This is a genomic window from Galbibacter sp. BG1 (genome assembly GCF_013391805.1).
In the GTDB taxonomy this organism is placed as follows: Bacteria; Bacteroidota; Bacteroidia; order Flavobacteriales; family Flavobacteriaceae; genus Galbibacter.
Genome location: NZ_CP058364.1, coordinates 1,885,848 through 1,904,196 on the forward strand (window position 1 = coordinate 1,885,848; position 18,349 = coordinate 1,904,196).

Consider the following 18,349-nt stretch of genomic DNA (forward strand, 5'->3'; position numbering starts at 1 on the left):
TATTTGCAACCGCAATCAAGCAGATGAAGGGCGATTAGCTCAGTTGGTTCAGAGCACCTGCCTTACAAGCAGGGGGTCACTGGTTCGAATCCAGTATCGCCCACCAATTTTGAGACTTCCTTAGCGGAAGTCTTTTTTTATAAAAATCTTTCATTTATTTGATGCGTTTTAGGGGCGATTAGCTCAGTTGGTTCAGAGCACCTGCCTTACAAGCAGGGGGTCACTGGTTCGAATCCAGTATCGCCCACAACAAGCAGTGAACCGGCATTTGTAAAAATGTCGGTTTCTTTGTTTTTTAAAACGCCAAGTTGGCTTGAGCGTTTGAAGAATACAAAGAAACAATCACTTTAGTGCATTAAGGTTTGCTATTTGCAGGCATGCGCGGAATGGAGATTTAATCCAGTATCGCCCACAACAACAAGCCATTCAAGAAATTGAGTGGCTTTTTTCATTTAAAAAATATGGATCAGTCGAAAAAAGAAGAGTTTTGGAATGCCTTAACCCATGGTATTGGGGCGCTTCTCAGTATGGTAGGACTTGTCTATTTGCTTCAACAGGACAGTCATAAAACGGCATATAGCACCTTAAGTATTTGGATTTACGGACTCTCTGCTTTTCTATTGTTCTCCATTTCTACCGTTTATCATGCAGTAACAAATATTGGTAAAAAAACTTTCCTCCGGAAGTTAGATCATATCAGCATCTATTTTTTAATTGCTGGAACGTACACCCCGGTATGTTTAATATCCTTAGAAAGTGGGTCTGGCTGGAGCTTCTTCTGGACTGTTTGGGGAATTGCAGCGGTGGGACTTATATTAAAGTTGTTTTTTACGGGAAAATTTGAATACCTCTCCCTTTTATTATATCTGGCCATGGGTTGGCTTATAGTATTTGATGTGAAAAATTTAATGGCGGCACTCTCCAAACCAGAACTATTGTATTTGGTGATGGGAGGTTTATTTTACACCATCGGCATTGTCTTTTACGCCATTAAAAAAATTCCTTATCACCATGTTATCTGGCATTTTTTTGTTTTAGGCGGTGCTATAAGTCATTATTTTATGGTGCTGAGTTTGGTTCTGAACTTTTAAGGTTAGTTTTAGAATTTGTTTTATAACCATCTGCTAAATTTATTGATGAAATTAATAATACCTGAATATAAAGAAATCTTCAATATCGCTAAATGCGGGATATTTATTGGAATAAATCCCTTCAATTAAATCGGATGTTTGAGAATTGTTTAAATTATTCTTCAAAGATTTGTTTAAGTATTCATCATAATTTTCAATCGAACCATACCTTCTAATATCGACTTGTTGGATTGTTAAATTTTGATTTTGAAAATCATCCATAATATTCCAAGTAGCTAATTCCAAGGGTAATTCGGGCAAGATGATCCTTTCAGAATCCTTACTGTTAAAAATTATTTTCCATCTATAAATATCTTGAGATTGATCATCATTTTCTAAATATACATTGCCAACATAATGATTGGCGCCTGTTGTCGTTAAATTTAGTTGGTTATTAGAAAAAGAGTAATCCAAAGTCCATGTAGGAACGTCATAAAATTCTTTTGGTTGTCCTACTCTTTTTGTGAAATAATTACCAATTGCAAGTCTATAAGAGTATTTGTGAAAATTCGTGTTAAAATCAAAGTATGCACCATTAATCTTTTCTGGGTAATTTCCGTAACTCCATATTCTATTAAAACTGCCGTTCAAAAAATCTTCTTCATTTAGGTATCCATCAAGAATCAAGCTGGAGCCGTATTCTTGTCTAGATTCATCGGAAATAGAGGCATTAAAAAATCTTCTTTCTACGCCATCGGTTATAAAATTGTTGTAATTCAATTTAAAATTATTTTTGAGGCTGTCGCGATCAACAATATAATACTTGTAATTATTATTGTTTTGATTATGGTAGCTAAAATATACTTTAGAAGAGGTTGGTTTTAAAGTTGTTTCGTATAATTCCATCCACATCTTGTTTGTGTCGTTTATATACTGACCATTATAATCACTGCCATAAGCGTCAACGTTTATAATTGAACCTAGAGTGGGTTCAAAATTCAAGCCTGTTGAATTAACATATTTTCTTGCTTGAGAAATTTCTCTATTTGTTTGCTTCAGATGAACTTCGGAAGGGTTATTAATAGTTAAATTTTGAAAAGTTGTTAAATAGCTAGAATCGGCATAACCAGAACTGAAAGCTGCAAAGGTCACCATGAAATTATCATTGCTGCCCAAGTTTTTTTCAGTGCTTAAAGTAACCGACCTTGTTGTTGGAAAAACTTCTTTTAAATCAAGAATTGCTCCGTTTTTATCGGATGAGAAAATATAGAATTGTGAAAACGAATTACTTATAAGGCCTTCAGGGATATTAACCACCAAAAGTCTTCTGTGAATTAAGAAATTTATTTCTTTAATGCTTTTATTTCCCTTGTGGTCTGTACTAGAAATATTCAATTTGTGATTTCCAGTTGGGTATTGTTTGGCGTCAAACTCAAAAGAAACCTTCTCGTTCTTCGTGCTTACTAAAATCGAGTCGTTTAGTTTTATTTGAATGCTATCAATATCAGAATATAAATCTTCTAAAATAGGCTCAAGAATAATTTTCCCATAAATCGTCTGACCATTTTCTATGTTTTCAAAGGTCATGCTGGGTCCCGTATTATCTGTAGTCAGGCTTATATTATAATCCGTTTTATTTCCAGCGGCATCGGAAGCAGAAATTATAAATGTCTTAATTCCATCTTCGAGAGTTAAAGTATTTATATTGAACTGGTAATTATTATCTTCTAATGATTCATGCTCTATAATAGTATCGTTCAATACCACTTCAAGCTTTGTTATTTCTTGATCGTCTTCTGCAATAAAAGTGATAATATTTTCTTCTCCATTAATAATGGTGTCATTTGCAATAGATACTTCAGAGATCGTGGGTAAAGTGTTATCTATGAAAACCTCTTGAGTGGTTGCTGCTGTCATTCCATTAAAGCCTGTGGCGACCACTTTAAGAGAGTACTTGTCTCCTTTATTTGAAGTGTTTTTTTTGACAGAACTATAGCTAGAAAGATCTAAACTCAGTTTGAAAGGTGCTTGCAAGTCTTCGCTTAACTTGTCGCTGTTTATAAAGGCTTCAACTTTGCTTATACTTTTTTCATCCTTGGAATTGATTTCGATGTCAATCTTGTTTCCTATTATTGGGGTTTCCGTTGTTGATGAAGAAATATCGAGACCTTCAATTTTTATATTAAAGTTTGGAGGGGTTACATCAACCTCCTCTTTATCTTCAGAGCAGGCACCTATTATAAAGGCGAAAAAAATCAGTAGAGTAACAAATCGTAGCATTAAAGTAAATGTTTAGTTTAGAGCTACTAATATATAGATTTAAAATTTAAGACTTGATAAAATCTTCGAAGTCTAAATAAAATTCTTCAAACTTTTGCATAGTTTCGTTTAAAAATACCATGGTCTCTTGCCACGTATTTTTGTTATGAATGCTTACCCCTTCTTTCAAAACATAAATTCTTGAGATCTCCTTACCATTGTCTAAAAAATAAATATCCTCATAGATAGCTTCTGGTAAGTAATGTTCTATGAGAACGGACTTAAGGGACTCCATTTTTTCGTAATAGGTAATCCGTTTTTCTAGATCTTGATCTTCAATATCGAGCATCACCATAGCTTTCTTCTTATCAAAATAAAACTTAAAAGAAAAATTTTTGATTTTGGTATTGTACAGAATCCATTTCCTTGGAAAAGACTTCCCAAATGATATCCAAAATTCTTTTCGTAATGCTTTAGATTCTTCCCTGCTAAACATGATAATTTAAATATGAATGCAAAAATATTTTAATTCCGAGGAAACAGAATGTTAATAAGGTTTTTTATTATTCAATTTATCTTTATTTTCACATCAAAATATAAATATTAGTTAATGAGTGTCGTTACTTATTTGTGAAATCGGCACTAAATTTGCTTATTTTATAGATACTTAATAAAAATAAAGAATCCCTAAATTACTGCAAAGATTAATGAAACGAAGAGATTTTGTAATAAAAAGTAGTGCGGCACTAGCTGGAACATCAGTTTTTAGTGCGGTTGTACCAACTATATTTAAGGACAAGCCAATTAAAATTGGCGTTATAGGAACTGGGAGTAGAGGCGGAGGCTTGATTCCTTTTTTAAATGAAATTGAAGGTATTGAGGTGGCGGCATGCTGCGATGTATTGCCTTTCCGCTTGGAAAAAGGATTGCGAAGAACTGGCAATAGAGCAACAGCTTATACCGATTATAGAAATCTACTGGAAGACAAAAATATAGATGCAGTTCTCATTGCAACCCCTTTCGCTACACATGGAGACATTGCTGTAGATGCCTTGCAAGCTGGCACGCATGTTTATTGTGAAAAAACAATGACGCGCGGTTACAAAGGGATAAAAGCCTTAGTCGATGCCGCCAATAAATCGGATAAAATTTTACAGACCGGACACCAATATCACAGTTCCCGTCTCTATGTAGATGTAGTTAAATCCATTCACCAAGGGAAGATAGGAAAAATCACTTCTTTTGAATGTCAGTGGAACCGAAACGGGGATTGGCGAAGACCAGTGCCGGATCCTTCACTGGAGAGAGCTATTAATTGGCGTATGTATGAAGAGTTTTCTGGAGGGCTTACAGCAGAACTATGCTCACATCAAATAGATTTTGCCAATTGGGTTACAAAATCCACCCCAAATAGAGTCATGGGTATGGGAGGTATAGATTATTGGAAAGACGGGAGAGAAACCTACGATAATGTACACCTCTTATACGAATACCCAGAAGGGATAAAGGCTAGTTTCACATGTTTGACTTCCAATTCTAAGGACGATTACCAAATAAAGGTCATGGGAGACAAGGGAACCATTATTTTAGATTATACAAAAGCTTGGTTTTATCCCGAAGGCACCTATGAAGCTAAAAAAGTAGTTGGGGAGGTAGACGGCGTTTCTGGAGCTACCATTAGTAATGGTTGGGATGAAGGAAAAGGGATTCCTTTGCCTTACAATCATGCCAATCCAACAAAACAGGCTTTAATGGATTTTAGGGACAGTATTTTGACCAATACCACTCCAATATCCAATGCAGTTACAGGAGGTAATGCTGCTGTAGCTGTGCAAATGGGAATAGATGCCATGCACCTAAATAAAATAGTGCATTGGAAAAATGTTTCTTTGATTTAAATATAATACGCAATAAGAATCCCCAGAAAAATTACAATCAATTTTCTGAGGTTGAATTTATGTCCTTCGGAACTTTCAAAAAGTATGACGGTGGAGATATGAAGAAAAATACCGATTACAATAGCCGATATTTCATGATAGTATTTCTGCACTGTAGTGAAATTTTCGGCTATATAACTTCCAAATGGTGTCATTAAAGAAAAGAGGATAAGAAAAATGGCTACGGTGCTCTTTTTCATTTGGGCGCTCAAAAAGAATGTGCTCAAAATAATGGCAATAGGGATTTTATGGATAATTATACCATACAATAAAGTGTCGTGATTATGTATCGGGAAACCTTCCAAAATTGCGTGAATACTCAAACTTATAAACAACAGCCAAGGGAAGGTCTGCATTTCCTTATTTAAGTGTACATGTCCGTGTTCTGCACCTTTAGAAAAGAATTCCAGAAATACTTGCAGTAAAATACCCAGCATAATAAATACACCTGTTTTCTTGGGGTCCCCATCTTCATAAACTTCAGGGAACAAATTGAAAACAGTAATGGATAATAAAAAAGCCCCACTAAAAGCCAAGAGTAGTTTAAGACTATTTTTTTCTTTGAACTTAAAAACCAGTACAAAAACATATCCTAAAAGTACGGCGAGGATGGGCAGAAGGTAATTTAACATATAAAGTCCCTTTTTTTATCGGGCATTAGCGGTAAATATTATTTCAAGCAGCTAAATTAACGTATTTTTGCCTTTTAAAGTAGCGGTTATATGTCTAATAATTTTAAAATGGTGGCCAAAACCATGTTTGGTTTTGAAGAAATACTCGAAGGCGAACTTAAAAAGCTGGGAGCGATTAATGTAGAAAAAGGTGTTCGAAACGTTTCATTTGAAGGGGATAAAGGTTTTATGTACAAAGCAAACCTTTGCCTACGCACAGCCATTAAAATCTTAAAACCTATTAATAGTTTTAAGGTTAGAAGTGAACAGGATTTATATGATAAGATCTATAAAATGGATTGGGAAGAGTATATGTCTTTCAACAATACTTTTGCGATCGATGCTACGGTGAATTCAGAGCAATTCAATCATTCTCTTTTTATAGCTTTAAAAACAAAAGATGCCATTGCCGATAAATTTAGAAATACCCATGGCAAGCGTCCAGATGTAGATTTAAAATATCCAGATTTGCGTATTAATATTCATATTCAAAAGGACATTTGTAATGTCTCTTTGGATAGTTCGGGACAGTCTTTGCACCAACGAGGTTATAAAACAGCTACTAACATTGCACCTATTAACGAAGTGTTGGCAGCGGGTATGCTTCTGTTGAGCGGTTGGGATGGCCAAACCAATTTCATGGACCCTATGTGCGGTAGTGGTACCATTCCTATTGAAGCTGCGATGATTGCCTGTAATATTCCGGCAAACATAAATAGAAGGGAATTTTCTTTTGAAAAATGGCGTGATTACGATGAAGACCTTTTTGATAAAATAGTGGAGAGCAGTTTAAAAAAGACGCGCGAATTCCATTATAAAATCTACGGTTTCGATAAAGCACCTTCCGCAGTAAGAAAGGCAGTCGATAATGTTAAAAACGCCAATCTTTCAGATTATATAAGCATAGAGCAGGAAGACTTTTTTGAAACGGAAAAGCAAGTGGAAGGAAAATTACATATGGTCTTCAATCCACCTTACGGAGAACGTTTGCAAATAGATATGGAGACTTTTTATGCGGAAATTGGGGATACTTTAAAACAGAAATATCCGAATACCGATGCCTGGTTTATCACTTCGAATATGGAGGCGATTAAAAATGTTGGCTTAAGACCTTCCCGAAGAATAAAACTCTTTAATGGGAAATTGGAAAGTAAACTGCTGAAATATGAAATCTACGAAGGCAGTAAAAAAGCTAAATTTAACAACCCGCCGAAATAGTTAATTTAAAAGAGGTAATTAAATGAAACCAAAAACAAAAGCATTTATATACAATCTATTGGGATTTGTAGGGATATTTTTAATCCTTCGTTTTGGATTGATGTTCTTGTTCCCTTCCATAAGTCATCTTATTCTAGTGCTTATCGCAGCTTTTGCAAGCAGCATTTTGGCGCCCAAATTTGCGGTAGTTGAGCAAGGTGGGAAAGAACAGTTAAAAATGAAATGGATTTTTATAAAGGGTTTTAAAGATATTAATTAGCAAAGCTTAGGTCCAATCGTTACTCTTTCTTCTTTTTTGGTTTGCTACTTTTAAACACAGGGATTAAATAAGAAATGGTATAGTTGTAACCCACGCCAAATTTACTACCGTCGGTAACTTTATTAAAGCCTGGAACGTAAAGGTTTGGAAATTGATTGGCTTGCGTATCGTTTATAAGGTAATTTAGGCGTACACTGCCACTCATAAATACATTGCGTACTATTTCTACTTTTATCCCAAAAACAACTTCCGTCCATTGCGCATTGAGTCCGCTATATTCCCCTAGGTTATCTGCTCCAGATAGTCCAGCAGCAGCTTCTCCCCAAAATTGATTGGGGGTGTAGACTTGATAATCGTTTAGGGTTTGGCTAAAGGTACTTAGGCCGAAACGAACTCCCAAATTTATAATGTTTTCCATTCCATACCAATTTTGATAAGTGTTCCAGTCGAAACCAAGTTTCACGTAGCTACCATTAGTGGTAAAATTAAAATTGTCTTCTTGGGTGGTTTTTTCTTCGTTTCCAAGCTCTGCAGCTACATAAAAATTGTAAGAAACCCTAAAATCCCCTACCAATTCCAGTCCGCGATAGTCGTCATCCAAAAGGGAGCGTATTGGTTTACTTAGATCTACACCTATCCTTAAACCATAGCGTTGTCTGTAGATGGTACTATCCAGCTTTATTTTGTTGACAGGCACCGTATCTATGGAACTGCTATCCACTATAACAGCTTCTTTTTCTTGAGAATAAGAAGTGAATACGCAAAGAAGGATTATGGTACTAATGAAATATTTTAACATGAATCGTGTCTTGGTTTTCTAGATTCGTTTCTTGGTCGAAAATGGCGGTTACCCATTCGTTGGGATTCTGTACGGTATCGTTATAATCTGGATTTAAAATAGTTACTAAATCGGTAAAATTAACGCCATAACCACATCCCCTTGAAATAAATCGTTCTTGCCGGGTATAGTTAAACTGCAAGGTGTCTATATTTCCAATTTCTTCCCCATCTTCATTATCCCTGGAGTTGTTTATTAATAAAAAAGTAGAGGTGTTCTCTGAAGTTTTTAAGGGTAGGTCTACCGCAACCCGATTGCTGCGGTCTGGAAACGTGTTTAATGTATCTACTATGGTGTAGGTTCCATCTTCTGCTACGTTTACACCCAAGACACGTAATTTTGGAACTGCTTTTTCCCTTTCTTGATTATTAAAGTTGAAAAAGCCTACTTTTAAATAGGGTGTGGTTAAAGTTTCGGGCGGACAAATATCGTCTTTTTCACAAGCTGAGAATATACCAGCTCCAATTCCAAAAATAAATAGTATAAATAAAAGTTTTTTCATCTTCTTTTTTAAAAGAATCAATTTATCTTTTTTCTAAAAGTACAACATTTTCCACATGATGCGTCTGCGGGAACATATCCACGGGTTGTACCTTGGTAACTTTGTACATGGCGTCCATTAATAATAAATCCCTTGCCTGTGTAGCGCTGTTACAACTTACGTAAACCACCTTTTTAGGGGCGATGTTCAAAATTTGTTGTACTACATCTTTATGCATGCCATCCCTTGGTGGGTCGGTAATAATAACATCTGGTTTGCCATTGCGCTGGATAAAGCCTTCGTTAAAAACAGCTTTCATATCACCAGCGTAAAAGCTAACGTTTTCAATACCGTTTAATTGTGCATTGGCTTTGGCATCTTCAATTGCCTCTGGAACCGCTTCAACGCCAACTACTTTTTTAGCATCTTTGGCTACAAATTGAGCTATTGTTCCCGTTCCTGTATAAAGATCGTACACCAACTCCTCTCCAGATAAGCCGGCAAAGTTTCTAGTTATTTTATAAAGTTCGTATGCTTGGGCAGAATTTGTTTGGTAAAAAGATTTAGCGTTAATTTTAAATTTAAGGCCTTCCATCTCTTCAAAAATATGATCCCTACCAGCATAACAAATAACCTCTTGATCGTAAATAGTATCGTTTGGTTTTTGATTGATCACGTATTGCAAGGAAGTTATTTCTGGAAATGTTTCTTTTAGATGGTCTAAAAGCAGTTCCCTTTCTGTAGCATTGTCATCGTAAAACTGAATAAGAATCATTATTTCCCCGGTGGAGGATGTTCGTATCATCATGGTTCTTAACAGTCCGCTTTGTTCTCTAGGATTGAAAAATGCTAAATTATTTGCAACTGCAAAATTTTTAACCGCCAGACGAATGGCATTGGAAGGATCTTCTTGGAGATGACATTTTTTAATGTCCAATATTTTATCCCACATTCCAGGAATGTGAAAGCCCAAAGCATTTTTATCATCTACATGTTCCTCGCTTTCAATTTCTTTTTGGGTTAACCACCGGCTGTTCGAAAAAGAGAATTCCATTTTATTTCTGTAAAAATAGATGTTTTCTGAACCAAGAATAGGAGTAAATTCAGGAAGATCGATTTTACCGATACGCTTCAAATTGTTTTCAACTTCTTTTTGTTTGTAAAACAACTGATGCTCGTACCCCATATTTTGCCATTTACATCCTCCACAGACTCCAAAATGTTGACATTCCGGAGTGGTTCTTTTAGGGGATTCGGTATGAAAACTGGCAATTTTTCCTTCAAAATAAGCCTTACGCTTTTTAAAGGTTTGCACGTCTACTACATCACCGGGCACGGCATAGGGAAGAAAAATAACACGCCCATCGGGTGCTTTGGCCACGCCTTTTCCTTTGGCGCCAGCATCTATTACTTCAACCTGCTCAAAAAACTGTTTTCTATTCTTTCTCGACATGCGGCAAAAATAGGATTTTTTTATACCATTTCTAACTTAAAGTTAGCTAATTAAAGCAGGTTGTTTTCTGCTACAACTCACGGAGAATACCAAGAATTTCATTGTTTTACAATCGATAGTAGATTTCTTAGGGTTGAGGAAGTCTAATAATAATCCCGTATCCACTCCAAAATAGGAGTCATATGTTTTTTTACTTCCGTGCTTCCGCCGCGATAATGATTATTCATAAAACTAAATATTAAAATTTCCCCCGATTTGGTTTCCAAGTAACCGCTAAGGCAATAATTATTACTTAAAGTTCCTGTTTTAGCGTGAATATAGGGTTTTGGGTTTCCTTTAAAATAATTCTTGAGAGTACCTGTTTCACCACCGGCAGGAAAGATGTCGAATAATTCTTCCGTGGGAATTTCAGAATATAATTTATTTAAGGTGAATACCATAGACTGTGGAGTGAATAAATTGTACCTCGATAATCCTGAACCATCTACCCATCTAGGGTTTTGAGCAATTCCCGAAAGTTGGTTTTCCAAAATGTGTTTCTGTGCTTTCCCAGCGCTCAGCGTATCGCTAAGCATGGAAGAAGACAATATTAAAAGTTGTTCTGCAATAAAATTATCGCTTACATGCATCATTCGTTTGTAAACGGAATCTGCTTTAATACCATATATAAGTCGCTTTTCGCCGGATGGAAAAGAGTCGGCCAGTTTTATTTCTTTGTTCAATACGGTTTCCAGAATACTTTTAATTGTTGTGCTATCTGTAATAAAAGGAACTTCTATGGTGTCTTTACTGGACGGATTTAGATAAAATTCATTTTTAAATTGGGAACGTCTTTGTCTATTGCCAACCAATTTAACCTTCTCTTTAAAATAGCTTGGAGAAGAATATAAAGAATCGGTGTTGGCTAGGGTTGCTACATTGCCGTAGATGGGTAAAGGACTTCTTTCGGGTGCATAATAGGTGTCGTAGTCGTCCCAAGCCCAGCCCGGTCCATAAGGGTTGTCCTCCAAATTGTTATATACCAGATGGATGTTTTGCTGAAGTTTTAAAAAATTAACCAGCGAACTATCTTTTAAATATGAATGAAGGGTAGCTGGATTCCCCAAACCTTTTACATATAAATTATTGTCTTTTATAGTGTATTGCAGAACTGGCAGATTCTCGGGTAAAAGGGCCTGTGCTGTATAAAGCGTAAAGATTTTAGTATTGCTTGCCGGGGTAAAATATTTCTCTCCATTGTAGTTTATAAGAGTGTCGCCAGATTTAGGATTGTAAACAAAAAAACCGGTAAATTGATTTTTAAAAAAGTCGGTATCCAGATTTTTAGATACGGTTTTGGCCGCTTTTTTCTGTGTTGCACATCCTATAGAAAGGATTCCCAACAAAACAAGGAGAAGTTTTTTCATTCAGTTGAAATTTTAAAAATCGAAAATTAATAAAAAAATGTCTTTTATCTTGAAAAATAAGAGGTGAACATTGAAAAAACATGCATTTTATCGATAAAAATGATCGTAAGTTAATTGTTTTCATATATTTGGAATAACCTAAAATCTTACATAACAATGTTTAAATCCCCTTTTTCCTTCGAAGGAAGGATCCGTAGAACCGAATATGGCTTAAGTGTTATTCTTTACATAATTGGTTATATCCTAGTATTTTTCTTAACCTCTTTATTTGCTGCTTCACTTAGCTTAGATGCCACCGGAGTAAGTTTACTGTTTTGGGTGTTTTTAATTCCCGTAATTTATTTCAACCTTGCCCAAGGTGCTAAAAGATGTCACGATCTAGGCAATAGTGGTTGGTACCAAATCATTCCATTTTATGGTTTGTGGATGTTATTTGCTGAAGGGCAATCTGGTGTAAACGAATATGGACAAAACCCAAAAGAGATAAACCGCTATGAAGAAATTTCTGAAATTGGAAAAGCTTCGTAACTTTAACAGATAAATTTTGATTTTAACGATACGTCAACAATTTTATATGTGCTGTTGCGTTAATTTTATAACAACCAATTATTAAACCTTAAATACAATGGCTAGAGCTATGTTTGAGTACACCAAAACGGTGTTGCAAAAGGTAAGTTTCGACCCAATTTTATTTTGCAAAGAGCTTGAAAAAGCTGCAAAAAGACTACTACCGTATGAATTGGATGAGTTAAGAATTTGGCTTAACCTCTACATTCAGGGAAAACCGGAGCTTTCCAAAAGTTTAATTTATTTTAAGTAATCAAAAAGATATAAATAGCCGTTTTTTTAACGGCTATTTTTTTTGAATCGGACTCACGATTTTTACATTCTGAAAAGCGATAGCGCCCCGAACCACTGCAGAAATAGTATCTTTAAGTGCTTCGGTAATATGCATTTTTAATTCGCTTTTGTGAAATATTAAACTCACTTCCCGAGCCGGGCTTGGCTCTTCAAAATAACGTAGATGTCTTTTTTGTTTTTCCCTAATATCCATGGTATGCAGATAGGGCAAGAGCGTCATCCCCAAACCTTCGTCAGCAAGTTTCATCATGGTTTCAAAACTTCCACTTTCCAGTTGAAAATGGTCGTCATTATAGACCTTTTTTGCCTTGCATAAATTAATTACCCCATCCCTAAAGCAATGGCCATCTTCCAAAAGAAGGATGTCGTCAATATCCAAATCGGAAATACTTACTTTCTTAAGTTTGTTCAACCGATGATTTTCTGGGATATAGGCTACAAAAGGTTCATAATACAATGCTCTTTCAATAATATGGTCGTTTTCCAATGGGGTAGCGGCAATAGCAGCATCCAAATGGCCTTCTTCCAACTTTTCTATAAGGTTTTCTGTGTTTTGTTCTTCAATTTTTAAATTGACCTTTGGATATTTTTTCACAAAATTCTTTAGAAACAAAGGTAAAAGTGTAGGCATTATGGTTGGGATAATACCCAATCTATATTCGCCACCGATGTAACCTTTTTCTTGGTCTACAATATCTTGAATGCGATACGATTCATTTACAATATTTCGGGCTTGCTCTACTATTTTCTCGCCTACGGCAGTAAGTTGAATGGGTTTTTTACTTCGGTCGAAAATTAAAACATCCAATTCATCTTCCAGTTTCTGGATTTGCATGCTTAAAGTAGGTTGTGTAACAAAACTTTTTTCTGCCGCATGTGTAAAATTTTGGTATTCTGCTACGGCAAGGACATATTGTAATTGGGTAATGGTCATTCTTTAAAAAATTTAAAAGCAAAGGTACAAAACGATTGGAAAATCTTATGGTACACTTTGCTTTTAATATAGAAAAATGATAACGACGCTTAAAAACGTATTTCCAGTTCCTGGTTTTTGTCGGTTACTTCAAACTTAGCACTGGAAAATTGAGGCGGACCATAAGTCATGTCATTGTTAGACATTCCATAATCTTCCAAAGGCATACCTTGGGAATTAAAGTCCATTCGCTCGTTATTGTTTTCATCATGCAGTGCTAAAATGGCATAAGTTCCTGGGGCTACATTATTAAATGTCATGGAAACTTTACCGTCTTTAATTTCGCTGTGTAAATTTTTTATACCTGGCCCTTTCATAAACGTTTCCTCATTGTGCAAAGACAAAAGTACCATGCCTTTGCTATTGGTGACGTTGTTGATTTGTACTTCAATGGAAACCCCTTGTCCTTCCTTGTTTTTCTCTTGGCCATAGCTAAAAGCAGTACAGATAAATGTAATGGTAATAATTAAAAAGTTTTTCATGATTGTATTTTTTAAAGGTTATGAAGCAAAGAACCTTTAAAAAAGAAAGATAAACCACAATTCCTTACCGAGTTGTAATATTTCGTGGATGACCTGTAAATGAGAACAGCACAATTAAATAAGTCCCCTAGCTTTTATTTCTAAATACTTGTTTATGGTGTCGATGGTGAGGTTTTCTGGAGCGGTTAAAATGGAGTAAATACCATATTTCTTTAATTCGTTTACAATAAGCCTTTTTTCAAAAGCGAACTTTTCTGCAATTACTTTATCATAAACCTCTTCCACGGTATTGGCTTTATTTTTTATAAGAACATCCAATTCAGTGTTTTTAAAGAATATCACCACCAATAAATGGTTTTTGGCAATTCCTTTTAAGTAAGGCAATTGTCTATGCAAGGCATCCAATGTTTCAAAATTGGTATATAAAAATAGCAGGCTCCGTTGGTTGATGTGGTTTTTAATATCGGCGTACAAACGTCCAAAGTCGCTTTCCCAATAATCGGTCTCCACATTGTAGAGCGTTTCCAGAATACGTTGCATTTGGCTATTCCTACGTTCGGCAATAACGGTGTTTTCAACTTTTTTGGAAAAAGTAAACATTCCAGCCTTGTCCTGTTTTTTAAGAATAACATTGCTTATTATCAAACTTGCGTTAATGGCATAATCGAGCAGACTAAGTTCGTTAAAAGGCATTTTCATAACCCGTCCTTTGTCGATTACCGAATACACCGGTTGGGAACGCTCGTCTTGAAATTGATTGACCATTAATTGGTTTTTCTTTGCCGTCGCCTTCCAATTAATTGTTCTCAAATCGTCTCCCTGTACATATTCCTTAATTTGCTCAAATTCCATTGTATGTCCAATTCTTCGGATTTTTTTAATGCCGTATTGGTGCAACTGATTGGAAATTGCCAGTAAATCGTATTTCTTCAATTGTAGAAATGCAGGATACGTAGGGACCATAATTTCATCAGAAAAAATATATCTTTTACTCACCAGCCCCATAAAACTGGAAGCATAAACATTTAATTTCCCAAAGTGGTATTCCCCTCTTTCCGTAGGTCTTAAATCGTATGTAAAACTGAGTTCTTCGGAAGGTTTAAGCTGTTTTGAAATTTTAAATTCCCTAATTTGAAATTGCTCCGGAAGCTCGTCAATTACCTTAGCATGAATTAAAAAATCGTATCGGTTTTCCAGTGTAATACTTACTTGGTTAATATCTCCATTTGAAAACTTATCGGGTGTAATGCGAGCGGCCAGCAAGCCTTTTTTTACAATAAACAGAAGGAGAATATCAAATAAAAAGAAAGCTCCAAAAACAAATAAGGACAGTTTGGAAATAAAAAAAAGCCATTCTACAATAAAACTAAGCAGAAACAGGACAACAATGGCAGATGCCATATAATAAAATCGGTTTTCTATGTAGAGTCGTTTGAGAAGCTTCATGCCAGTGGTTGCCTTTAAGGTTTTGCTATCTAGGTATTTCTACATTTTGAATGATTTGGTTGATTATCTGCTTCGCCGTAACACCTTCCATTTCCCTTTCAGGGGTGATGATGATTCTATGTTGAATCACCGGAAACGCTACCGCTTTAATATCTTCGGGGGTAACAAAATCCCGACCGTTTATGGCTGCAAAAGCTTTGGAAGACTTTAAAATGGCGATGGAAGCCCTTGGCGAAGCACCCATATATAAAAATTCGTTGGTTCGGGTTTGGTTGATGATTTCTGCAATGTATTTTATAAGATGAGGTTCTACGATAATCTCGTTGACCAGTTTTTGGTACTTTACAATGTCTTCTTTAGAAAGAAAAGGTGTAACCTGATCAATTTTTTTGTTTTCTTTTAATTGGTGTTCGCGTAAAATAATTTCCACCTCTTCTTCAAGGGAAGGATAGGTAATGTCTATTTTAAATAAAAAACGGTCTAATTGCGCTTCTGGCAAGCGGTAAGTTCCTTCCTGTTCGATTGGATTTTGGGTGGCGAGCACTATAAAAGGCGGGGCCAAAATATACTTAGTTCCATCGATGGTAATCTGCTTTTCTTCCATTACCTCAAACAAAGCTGCTTGCGTTTTCGCCGGAGACCTATTTATTTCATCAATAAGTAGCATATTGGTAAAAACAGGCCCTTTTTTAAATTCGAACTCCGACTTTTTCAAGTCGAAAATGGAAGTTCCCAAAATATCCGAAGGCATTAAATCGGGCGTAAACTGTATCCTTCCAAAATCTACGGTTAAGGTTTTGGCCAAAAGTTTAGCGGTAATGGTCTTGGCAATTCCCGGCACTCCTTCAATGAGCACATGGCCATTGGCAAGTAAGGCGGTGAGAAGCATATCGATCATATGCTTTTGCCCAACAATTACCTTGCCCAGTTCTACTTTAATTTGTTGAACCGAATTTTGTAATTCCGTTAAATCCACTCTATTCTGAAAAGTGATTTCTTCTTTGTGGGTTTCTTCTCCCGTGTTTTCTGGATTGTTTTCTAAAGGTGTGTCCATATTATTTCTTCTGATAGAATTTTTCAATGCGTTTGTTGAGGTCGATTAAGTCTTGTTCTGAAAAAGCGGTTTTGCTTCTTAGAAATATAATGAAATCAATGAGTTTTTTTGTTTGTTCAAGTTCGTTTCCCGATTTTAATGCGAGTTGATTGATGAATTTTTCATTTAAATTTTGGGTATCCAAATAATAATCCCTTCTTACCTTTTCAAGAAAGTACGTTATTTTTTTATCGATGATATTGGCGTGATCCTTGGTTTCAAAATACAAATTGGCCACTGTTTTTGTAAACTGTACCGTGGTGTTTTGCAACGGGTTGATAATGCGCATTACCCGTTGTCTGCGTTTAGCATTAAATAATATGAAGGTAACAATAAAAAACAATGCCAATAACCAAGCCCATTGTAGGGCAGGTTGTGTAAAAATATATCTCAATGGGGAATTTATATTGGCTGTTCCATACTTAACAGCGGCGTCGTAATATAGATTTCCGTCGGGAATATAGGAAAGCACATCGGCGATGTATTGCTGGTTGTTATCCTTCAAAAAGTAGTAATTGGTAAATAAATAAGGTTGGGTATGGAGGTAAAATTGACCGTCCCCGTGCTTTAAGCGGATAAAATTTATCTTTTTTTCTTCAAATTTTTGAAAGCCTAAAACCGTGGTGGAAGTATCTGGTAATTTTTTAAAGTAAATATTGGAGGCTCCTTTATCGGCTTTAATGGTGTCGTTTCTAAATTTTTGGTTGGCGAGTGAAAATAAGGCATCCCCTTTAAGGTCATATCGGTTTTGGGTTTCAAATGCGAGAGTATCTTTTAATAGCTGCGGAAATTCTTCCGAAGCAATAAAAACGAAATTTCCCTGCGCTACATATTCCAAAAGGTAGTTAACAGTAACTGCATCCAAATCGGGATACGGATCGACAACAAGGATGCTTCCCGAATGGGTGTAGGTAGAATCCAACCAATTGTAGTTTTGATCTAAAAACTCGTAAAGGGTAGATTTAATATCGATCACCGAATCGTTGGGAAACAAATTGGCCAGTTCGTACCGAAGAATTTTCAAACCGTAAGGCTTGGCGTGTGTTTCATTGAAAGAAGGAGACCAGTCTATAGGGCGGGGGCGGGAAACCTCAAAAACAACCGCGCCTACAAATAGCAAAACAAGCACTGTGATGTATATTTTAAGTGTCTTGCTCATTTTTTAACGCTTTTGATATAATGTTCAAACTTTACAGCAGCACGATCGTACTCTGTGAGGGCTATATTGAATTCTCCATACCAAATGTAATTATAGAGGTAAGAAGCGTAAGAAAAGTCTTTTTTTAAGCTACTTTCCTTAATTTCGTTTATATAATCACTATTGGTTTTTTCCACATCAAATTCCAAATGTCCTTTTTCTGAAAGTTCTTTTAAAAACCAAACGTAATAGTAACGAATGGCCAATCTATAATTTTTTTGGGCAACGGCTTCTTCAATAAGTTGTTTAAAATCGGTTTGGTAAATATTACTTTCGATATCTTGGACATGAAGTAGTTTTTTTCCTGCCGAACGACCGAAAATCCATCTTCCTTCTTTTCTAAGAACCGCTTTTACAATAAAATAAATTACCGCTAGAACGATGAGGAAATAGAAAACCCTGGAGATAAGCTGCGAGATTCTTTGTGCTTGAATCCTGTTTTCGATATTAAAAAGATCTGAAATAAGCTCCACAAACCATTTTTTTAGTCTAGAAAACCAGTTGTTGGGATTGGCATTGGTTTCGTAATTATACTCTTCGGAAGTATATTTTTCCTTGACGTCTTTGTCTAAATTCCGTTGTTTTATCACAGAATTCCTATCCACTTGAAGGGTGTCTTTTTGAGCCAAAACAGGCTCACTAGCCGTAACATTGCTATGGCTAAATATAAAAAACAGGACTAGGGTTAGGAATCTCAACATCGC

Annotated in this window: 19 protein-coding genes and 2 tRNA genes; 8 read left to right on the forward strand and 13 right to left on the reverse strand. The window is 35.8% G+C overall.

Going from position 1 to position 18,349, the window contains the following annotated elements; all coding sequences use genetic code 11:
• Positions 1–28: 28 nt before the first annotated feature.
• The 3 genes from HX109_RS08330 to trhA all read left to right on the forward strand — a co-directional run bounded on the left by HX109_RS08330 (position 29) and on the right by trhA (position 1,091).
• Positions 29–106 (forward strand) — tRNA-Val (locus HX109_RS08330).
• A gap of 66 nt (positions 107–172) precedes the next feature.
• A tRNA-Val gene (locus HX109_RS08335) sits at positions 173–247 on the forward strand.
• 214 nt (positions 248–461) lie between these two features.
• A complete protein-coding gene (gene trhA, locus HX109_RS08340; RefSeq protein WP_178951033.1) occupies positions 462–1,091 on the forward strand; it encodes a PAQR family membrane homeostasis protein TrhA in 630 nt (209 codons plus the stop codon).
• A gap of 51 nt (positions 1,092–1,142) precedes the next feature.
• Here the strand turns inward: trhA and HX109_RS08345 are convergent, their stop codons facing one another.
• Positions 1,143–3,350, reverse strand: a complete 2,208-nt coding sequence (locus HX109_RS08345; RefSeq protein WP_178951035.1) for an Ig-like domain-containing protein — start codon at positions 3,348–3,350, stop codon at positions 1,143–1,145.
• A gap of 46 nt (positions 3,351–3,396) precedes the next feature.
• Positions 3,397–3,825, reverse strand: a complete 429-nt coding sequence (locus tag HX109_RS08350) for a DUF4268 domain-containing protein (protein ID WP_178951037.1) — start codon at positions 3,823–3,825, stop codon at positions 3,397–3,399.
• A gap of 211 nt (positions 3,826–4,036) precedes the next feature.
• On the opposite strand from HX109_RS08350, the gene HX109_RS08355 reads away from it, so the two are divergent.
• Positions 4,037–5,227 (forward strand): Gfo/Idh/MocA family protein, encoded by a 1,191-nt coding sequence (locus tag HX109_RS08355; RefSeq protein WP_178951039.1) that lies wholly within the window; start codon positions 4,037–4,039, stop codon positions 5,225–5,227.
• Here the strand turns inward: HX109_RS08355 and HX109_RS08360 are convergent.
• Positions 5,224–5,898, reverse strand: coding sequence for a ZIP family metal transporter (locus HX109_RS08360; protein ID WP_178951040.1), 675 nt, complete (start codon positions 5,896–5,898; stop codon positions 5,224–5,226). The two genes, HX109_RS08355 and HX109_RS08360, sit on opposite strands and share 4 nt — an antisense overlap.
• A gap of 90 nt (positions 5,899–5,988) precedes the next feature.
• Here HX109_RS08360 and HX109_RS08365 point away from each other — a divergent pair, with 90 nt between their 5' ends.
• Together HX109_RS08365 and HX109_RS08370 are read left to right on the forward strand one after the other, a co-directional pair.
• Entirely contained in the window at positions 5,989–7,155 is a 1,167-nt protein-coding gene (locus tag HX109_RS08365; RefSeq protein WP_178951042.1) for a class I SAM-dependent RNA methyltransferase, read from the forward strand.
• A 22-nt stretch (positions 7,156–7,177) separates the two neighbouring features.
• Positions 7,178–7,414: a hypothetical protein gene (locus tag HX109_RS08370; RefSeq protein ID WP_178951044.1), complete on the forward strand. Its 237-nt coding sequence runs from the start codon at positions 7,178–7,180 to the stop codon at positions 7,412–7,414.
• Positions 7,415–7,433: 19 nt separating this feature from the next.
• Here the strand turns inward: HX109_RS08370 and HX109_RS08375 are convergent, their stop codons facing one another.
• The 4 genes from HX109_RS08375 to HX109_RS08390 form a co-directional block, all read right to left on the reverse strand.
• Positions 7,434–8,213 (reverse strand): DUF6048 family protein, encoded by a 780-nt coding sequence (locus HX109_RS08375; protein ID WP_178951046.1) that lies wholly within the window; start codon positions 8,211–8,213, stop codon positions 7,434–7,436.
• Positions 8,194–8,754, reverse strand: a complete 561-nt coding sequence (locus HX109_RS08380; RefSeq protein ID WP_178951048.1) for a DUF6452 family protein — start codon at positions 8,752–8,754, stop codon at positions 8,194–8,196. Before HX109_RS08380 ends, HX109_RS08375 begins: the two co-directional genes overlap by 20 nt.
• 22 nt (positions 8,755–8,776) lie before the next feature.
• Complete coding sequence (rlmD, locus tag HX109_RS08385) at positions 8,777–10,186, reverse strand: 23S rRNA (uracil(1939)-C(5))-methyltransferase RlmD (protein WP_178951050.1); 1,410 nt, start codon at positions 10,184–10,186, stop codon at positions 8,777–8,779.
• 143 nt (positions 10,187–10,329) lie between these two features.
• Positions 10,330–11,592 carry a D-alanyl-D-alanine carboxypeptidase/D-alanyl-D-alanine-endopeptidase gene (locus HX109_RS08390; RefSeq protein WP_178951052.1) on the reverse strand — a complete coding sequence of 421 codons (1,263 nt, stop codon included), beginning with the start codon at positions 11,590–11,592 and terminating at the stop codon, positions 10,330–10,332.
• A gap of 156 nt (positions 11,593–11,748) precedes the next feature.
• On the opposite strand from HX109_RS08390, the gene HX109_RS08395 reads away from it, so the two are divergent.
• Both HX109_RS08395 and HX109_RS08400 read left to right on the forward strand, forming a co-directional pair.
• The gene (locus HX109_RS08395; RefSeq protein WP_178951054.1) at positions 11,749–12,120 is read left to right on the forward strand and encodes a DUF805 domain-containing protein; all 372 of its coding nucleotides are present in this window, start codon (positions 11,749–11,751) and stop codon (positions 12,118–12,120) included.
• 97 nt (positions 12,121–12,217) lie between these two features.
• On the forward strand, positions 12,218–12,412 hold the full coding sequence (locus tag HX109_RS08400) for a hypothetical protein (protein WP_178951056.1): 195 nt from the start codon (positions 12,218–12,220) through the stop codon (positions 12,410–12,412).
• 33 nt (positions 12,413–12,445) lie between these two features.
• Here HX109_RS08400 and HX109_RS08405 read toward each other — a convergent pair whose 3' ends face one another.
• The 6 genes from HX109_RS08405 to HX109_RS08430 form a co-directional block, all read right to left on the reverse strand.
• Complete coding sequence (locus HX109_RS08405) at positions 12,446–13,387, reverse strand: LysR family transcriptional regulator (protein WP_178951058.1); 942 nt, start codon at positions 13,385–13,387, stop codon at positions 12,446–12,448.
• A gap of 89 nt (positions 13,388–13,476) precedes the next feature.
• Complete coding sequence (locus HX109_RS08410; protein WP_178951059.1) at positions 13,477–13,908, reverse strand: DUF2141 domain-containing protein; 432 nt, start codon at positions 13,906–13,908, stop codon at positions 13,477–13,479.
• A gap of 114 nt (positions 13,909–14,022) precedes the next feature.
• Positions 14,023–15,354, reverse strand: coding sequence for a DUF58 domain-containing protein (locus tag HX109_RS08415; RefSeq protein WP_178951061.1), 1,332 nt, complete (start codon positions 15,352–15,354; stop codon positions 14,023–14,025).
• A gap of 25 nt (positions 15,355–15,379) precedes the next feature.
• Positions 15,380–16,408 carry an AAA family ATPase gene (locus tag HX109_RS08420; RefSeq protein WP_178951063.1) on the reverse strand — a complete coding sequence of 343 codons (1,029 nt, stop codon included), beginning with the start codon at positions 16,406–16,408 and terminating at the stop codon, positions 15,380–15,382.
• A 1-nt stretch (position 16,409) separates the two neighbouring features.
• Complete coding sequence (locus HX109_RS08425) at positions 16,410–17,606, reverse strand: DUF4350 domain-containing protein (protein WP_178951064.1); 1,197 nt, start codon at positions 17,604–17,606, stop codon at positions 16,410–16,412.
• Positions 17,603–18,346, reverse strand: a complete 744-nt coding sequence (locus tag HX109_RS08430) for a DUF4129 domain-containing protein (RefSeq protein ID WP_178951066.1) — start codon at positions 18,344–18,346, stop codon at positions 17,603–17,605. The genes HX109_RS08425 and HX109_RS08430 overlap by 4 nt, the downstream gene beginning before the upstream one ends.
• Positions 18,347–18,349 lie beyond the last annotated feature (3 nt).

Bases quoted from the DNA above. Each gene is read 5' to 3' on its own strand.
- HX109_RS08375 (WP_178951046.1), bottom strand. From the start codon at position 8,213: ATGTTAAAATATTTCATTAGTACCATAATCCTTCTTTGCGTATTCACT.
- HX109_RS08365 (WP_178951042.1), top strand. From the start codon at position 5,989: ATGTCTAATAATTTTAAAATGGTGGCCAAAACCATGTTTGGTTTTGAA.
- HX109_RS08395 (WP_178951054.1), top strand. From the start codon at position 11,749: ATGTTTAAATCCCCTTTTTCCTTCGAAGGAAGGATCCGTAGAACCGAA.
- HX109_RS08345 (WP_178951035.1), bottom strand. From the start codon at position 3,350: ATGCTACGATTTGTTACTCTACTGATTTTTTTCGCCTTTATAATAGGT.
- HX109_RS08410 (WP_178951059.1), bottom strand. From the start codon at position 13,908: ATGAAAAACTTTTTAATTATTACCATTACATTTATCTGTACTGCTTTT.
- HX109_RS08420 (WP_178951063.1), bottom strand. From the start codon at position 16,408: ATGGACACACCTTTAGAAAACAATCCAGAAAACACGGGAGAAGAAACC.
- HX109_RS08430 (WP_178951066.1), bottom strand. From the start codon at position 18,346: ATGTTGAGATTCCTAACCCTAGTCCTGTTTTTTATATTTAGCCATAGC.
- HX109_RS08415 (WP_178951061.1), bottom strand. From the start codon at position 15,354: ATGAAGCTTCTCAAACGACTCTACATAGAAAACCGATTTTATTATATG.
- HX109_RS08370 (WP_178951044.1), top strand. From the start codon at position 7,178: ATGAAACCAAAAACAAAAGCATTTATATACAATCTATTGGGATTTGTA.
- HX109_RS08405 (WP_178951058.1), bottom strand. From the start codon at position 13,387: ATGACCATTACCCAATTACAATATGTCCTTGCCGTAGCAGAATACCAA.
- rlmD (WP_178951050.1), bottom strand. From the start codon at position 10,186: ATGTCGAGAAAGAATAGAAAACAGTTTTTTGAGCAGGTTGAAGTAATA.
- HX109_RS08380 (WP_178951048.1), bottom strand. From the start codon at position 8,754: ATGAAAAAACTTTTATTTATACTATTTATTTTTGGAATTGGAGCTGGT.
- HX109_RS08350 (WP_178951037.1), bottom strand. From the start codon at position 3,825: ATGTTTAGCAGGGAAGAATCTAAAGCATTACGAAAAGAATTTTGGATA.
- HX109_RS08400 (WP_178951056.1), top strand. From the start codon at position 12,218: ATGGCTAGAGCTATGTTTGAGTACACCAAAACGGTGTTGCAAAAGGTA.
- HX109_RS08390 (WP_178951052.1), bottom strand. From the start codon at position 11,592: ATGAAAAAACTTCTCCTTGTTTTGTTGGGAATCCTTTCTATAGGATGT.
- HX109_RS08355 (WP_178951039.1), top strand. From the start codon at position 4,037: ATGAAACGAAGAGATTTTGTAATAAAAAGTAGTGCGGCACTAGCTGGA.
- HX109_RS08360 (WP_178951040.1), bottom strand. From the start codon at position 5,898: ATGTTAAATTACCTTCTGCCCATCCTCGCCGTACTTTTAGGATATGTT.
- trhA (WP_178951033.1), top strand. From the start codon at position 462: ATGGATCAGTCGAAAAAAGAAGAGTTTTGGAATGCCTTAACCCATGGT.
- HX109_RS08425 (WP_178951064.1), bottom strand. From the start codon at position 17,606: ATGAGCAAGACACTTAAAATATACATCACAGTGCTTGTTTTGCTATTT.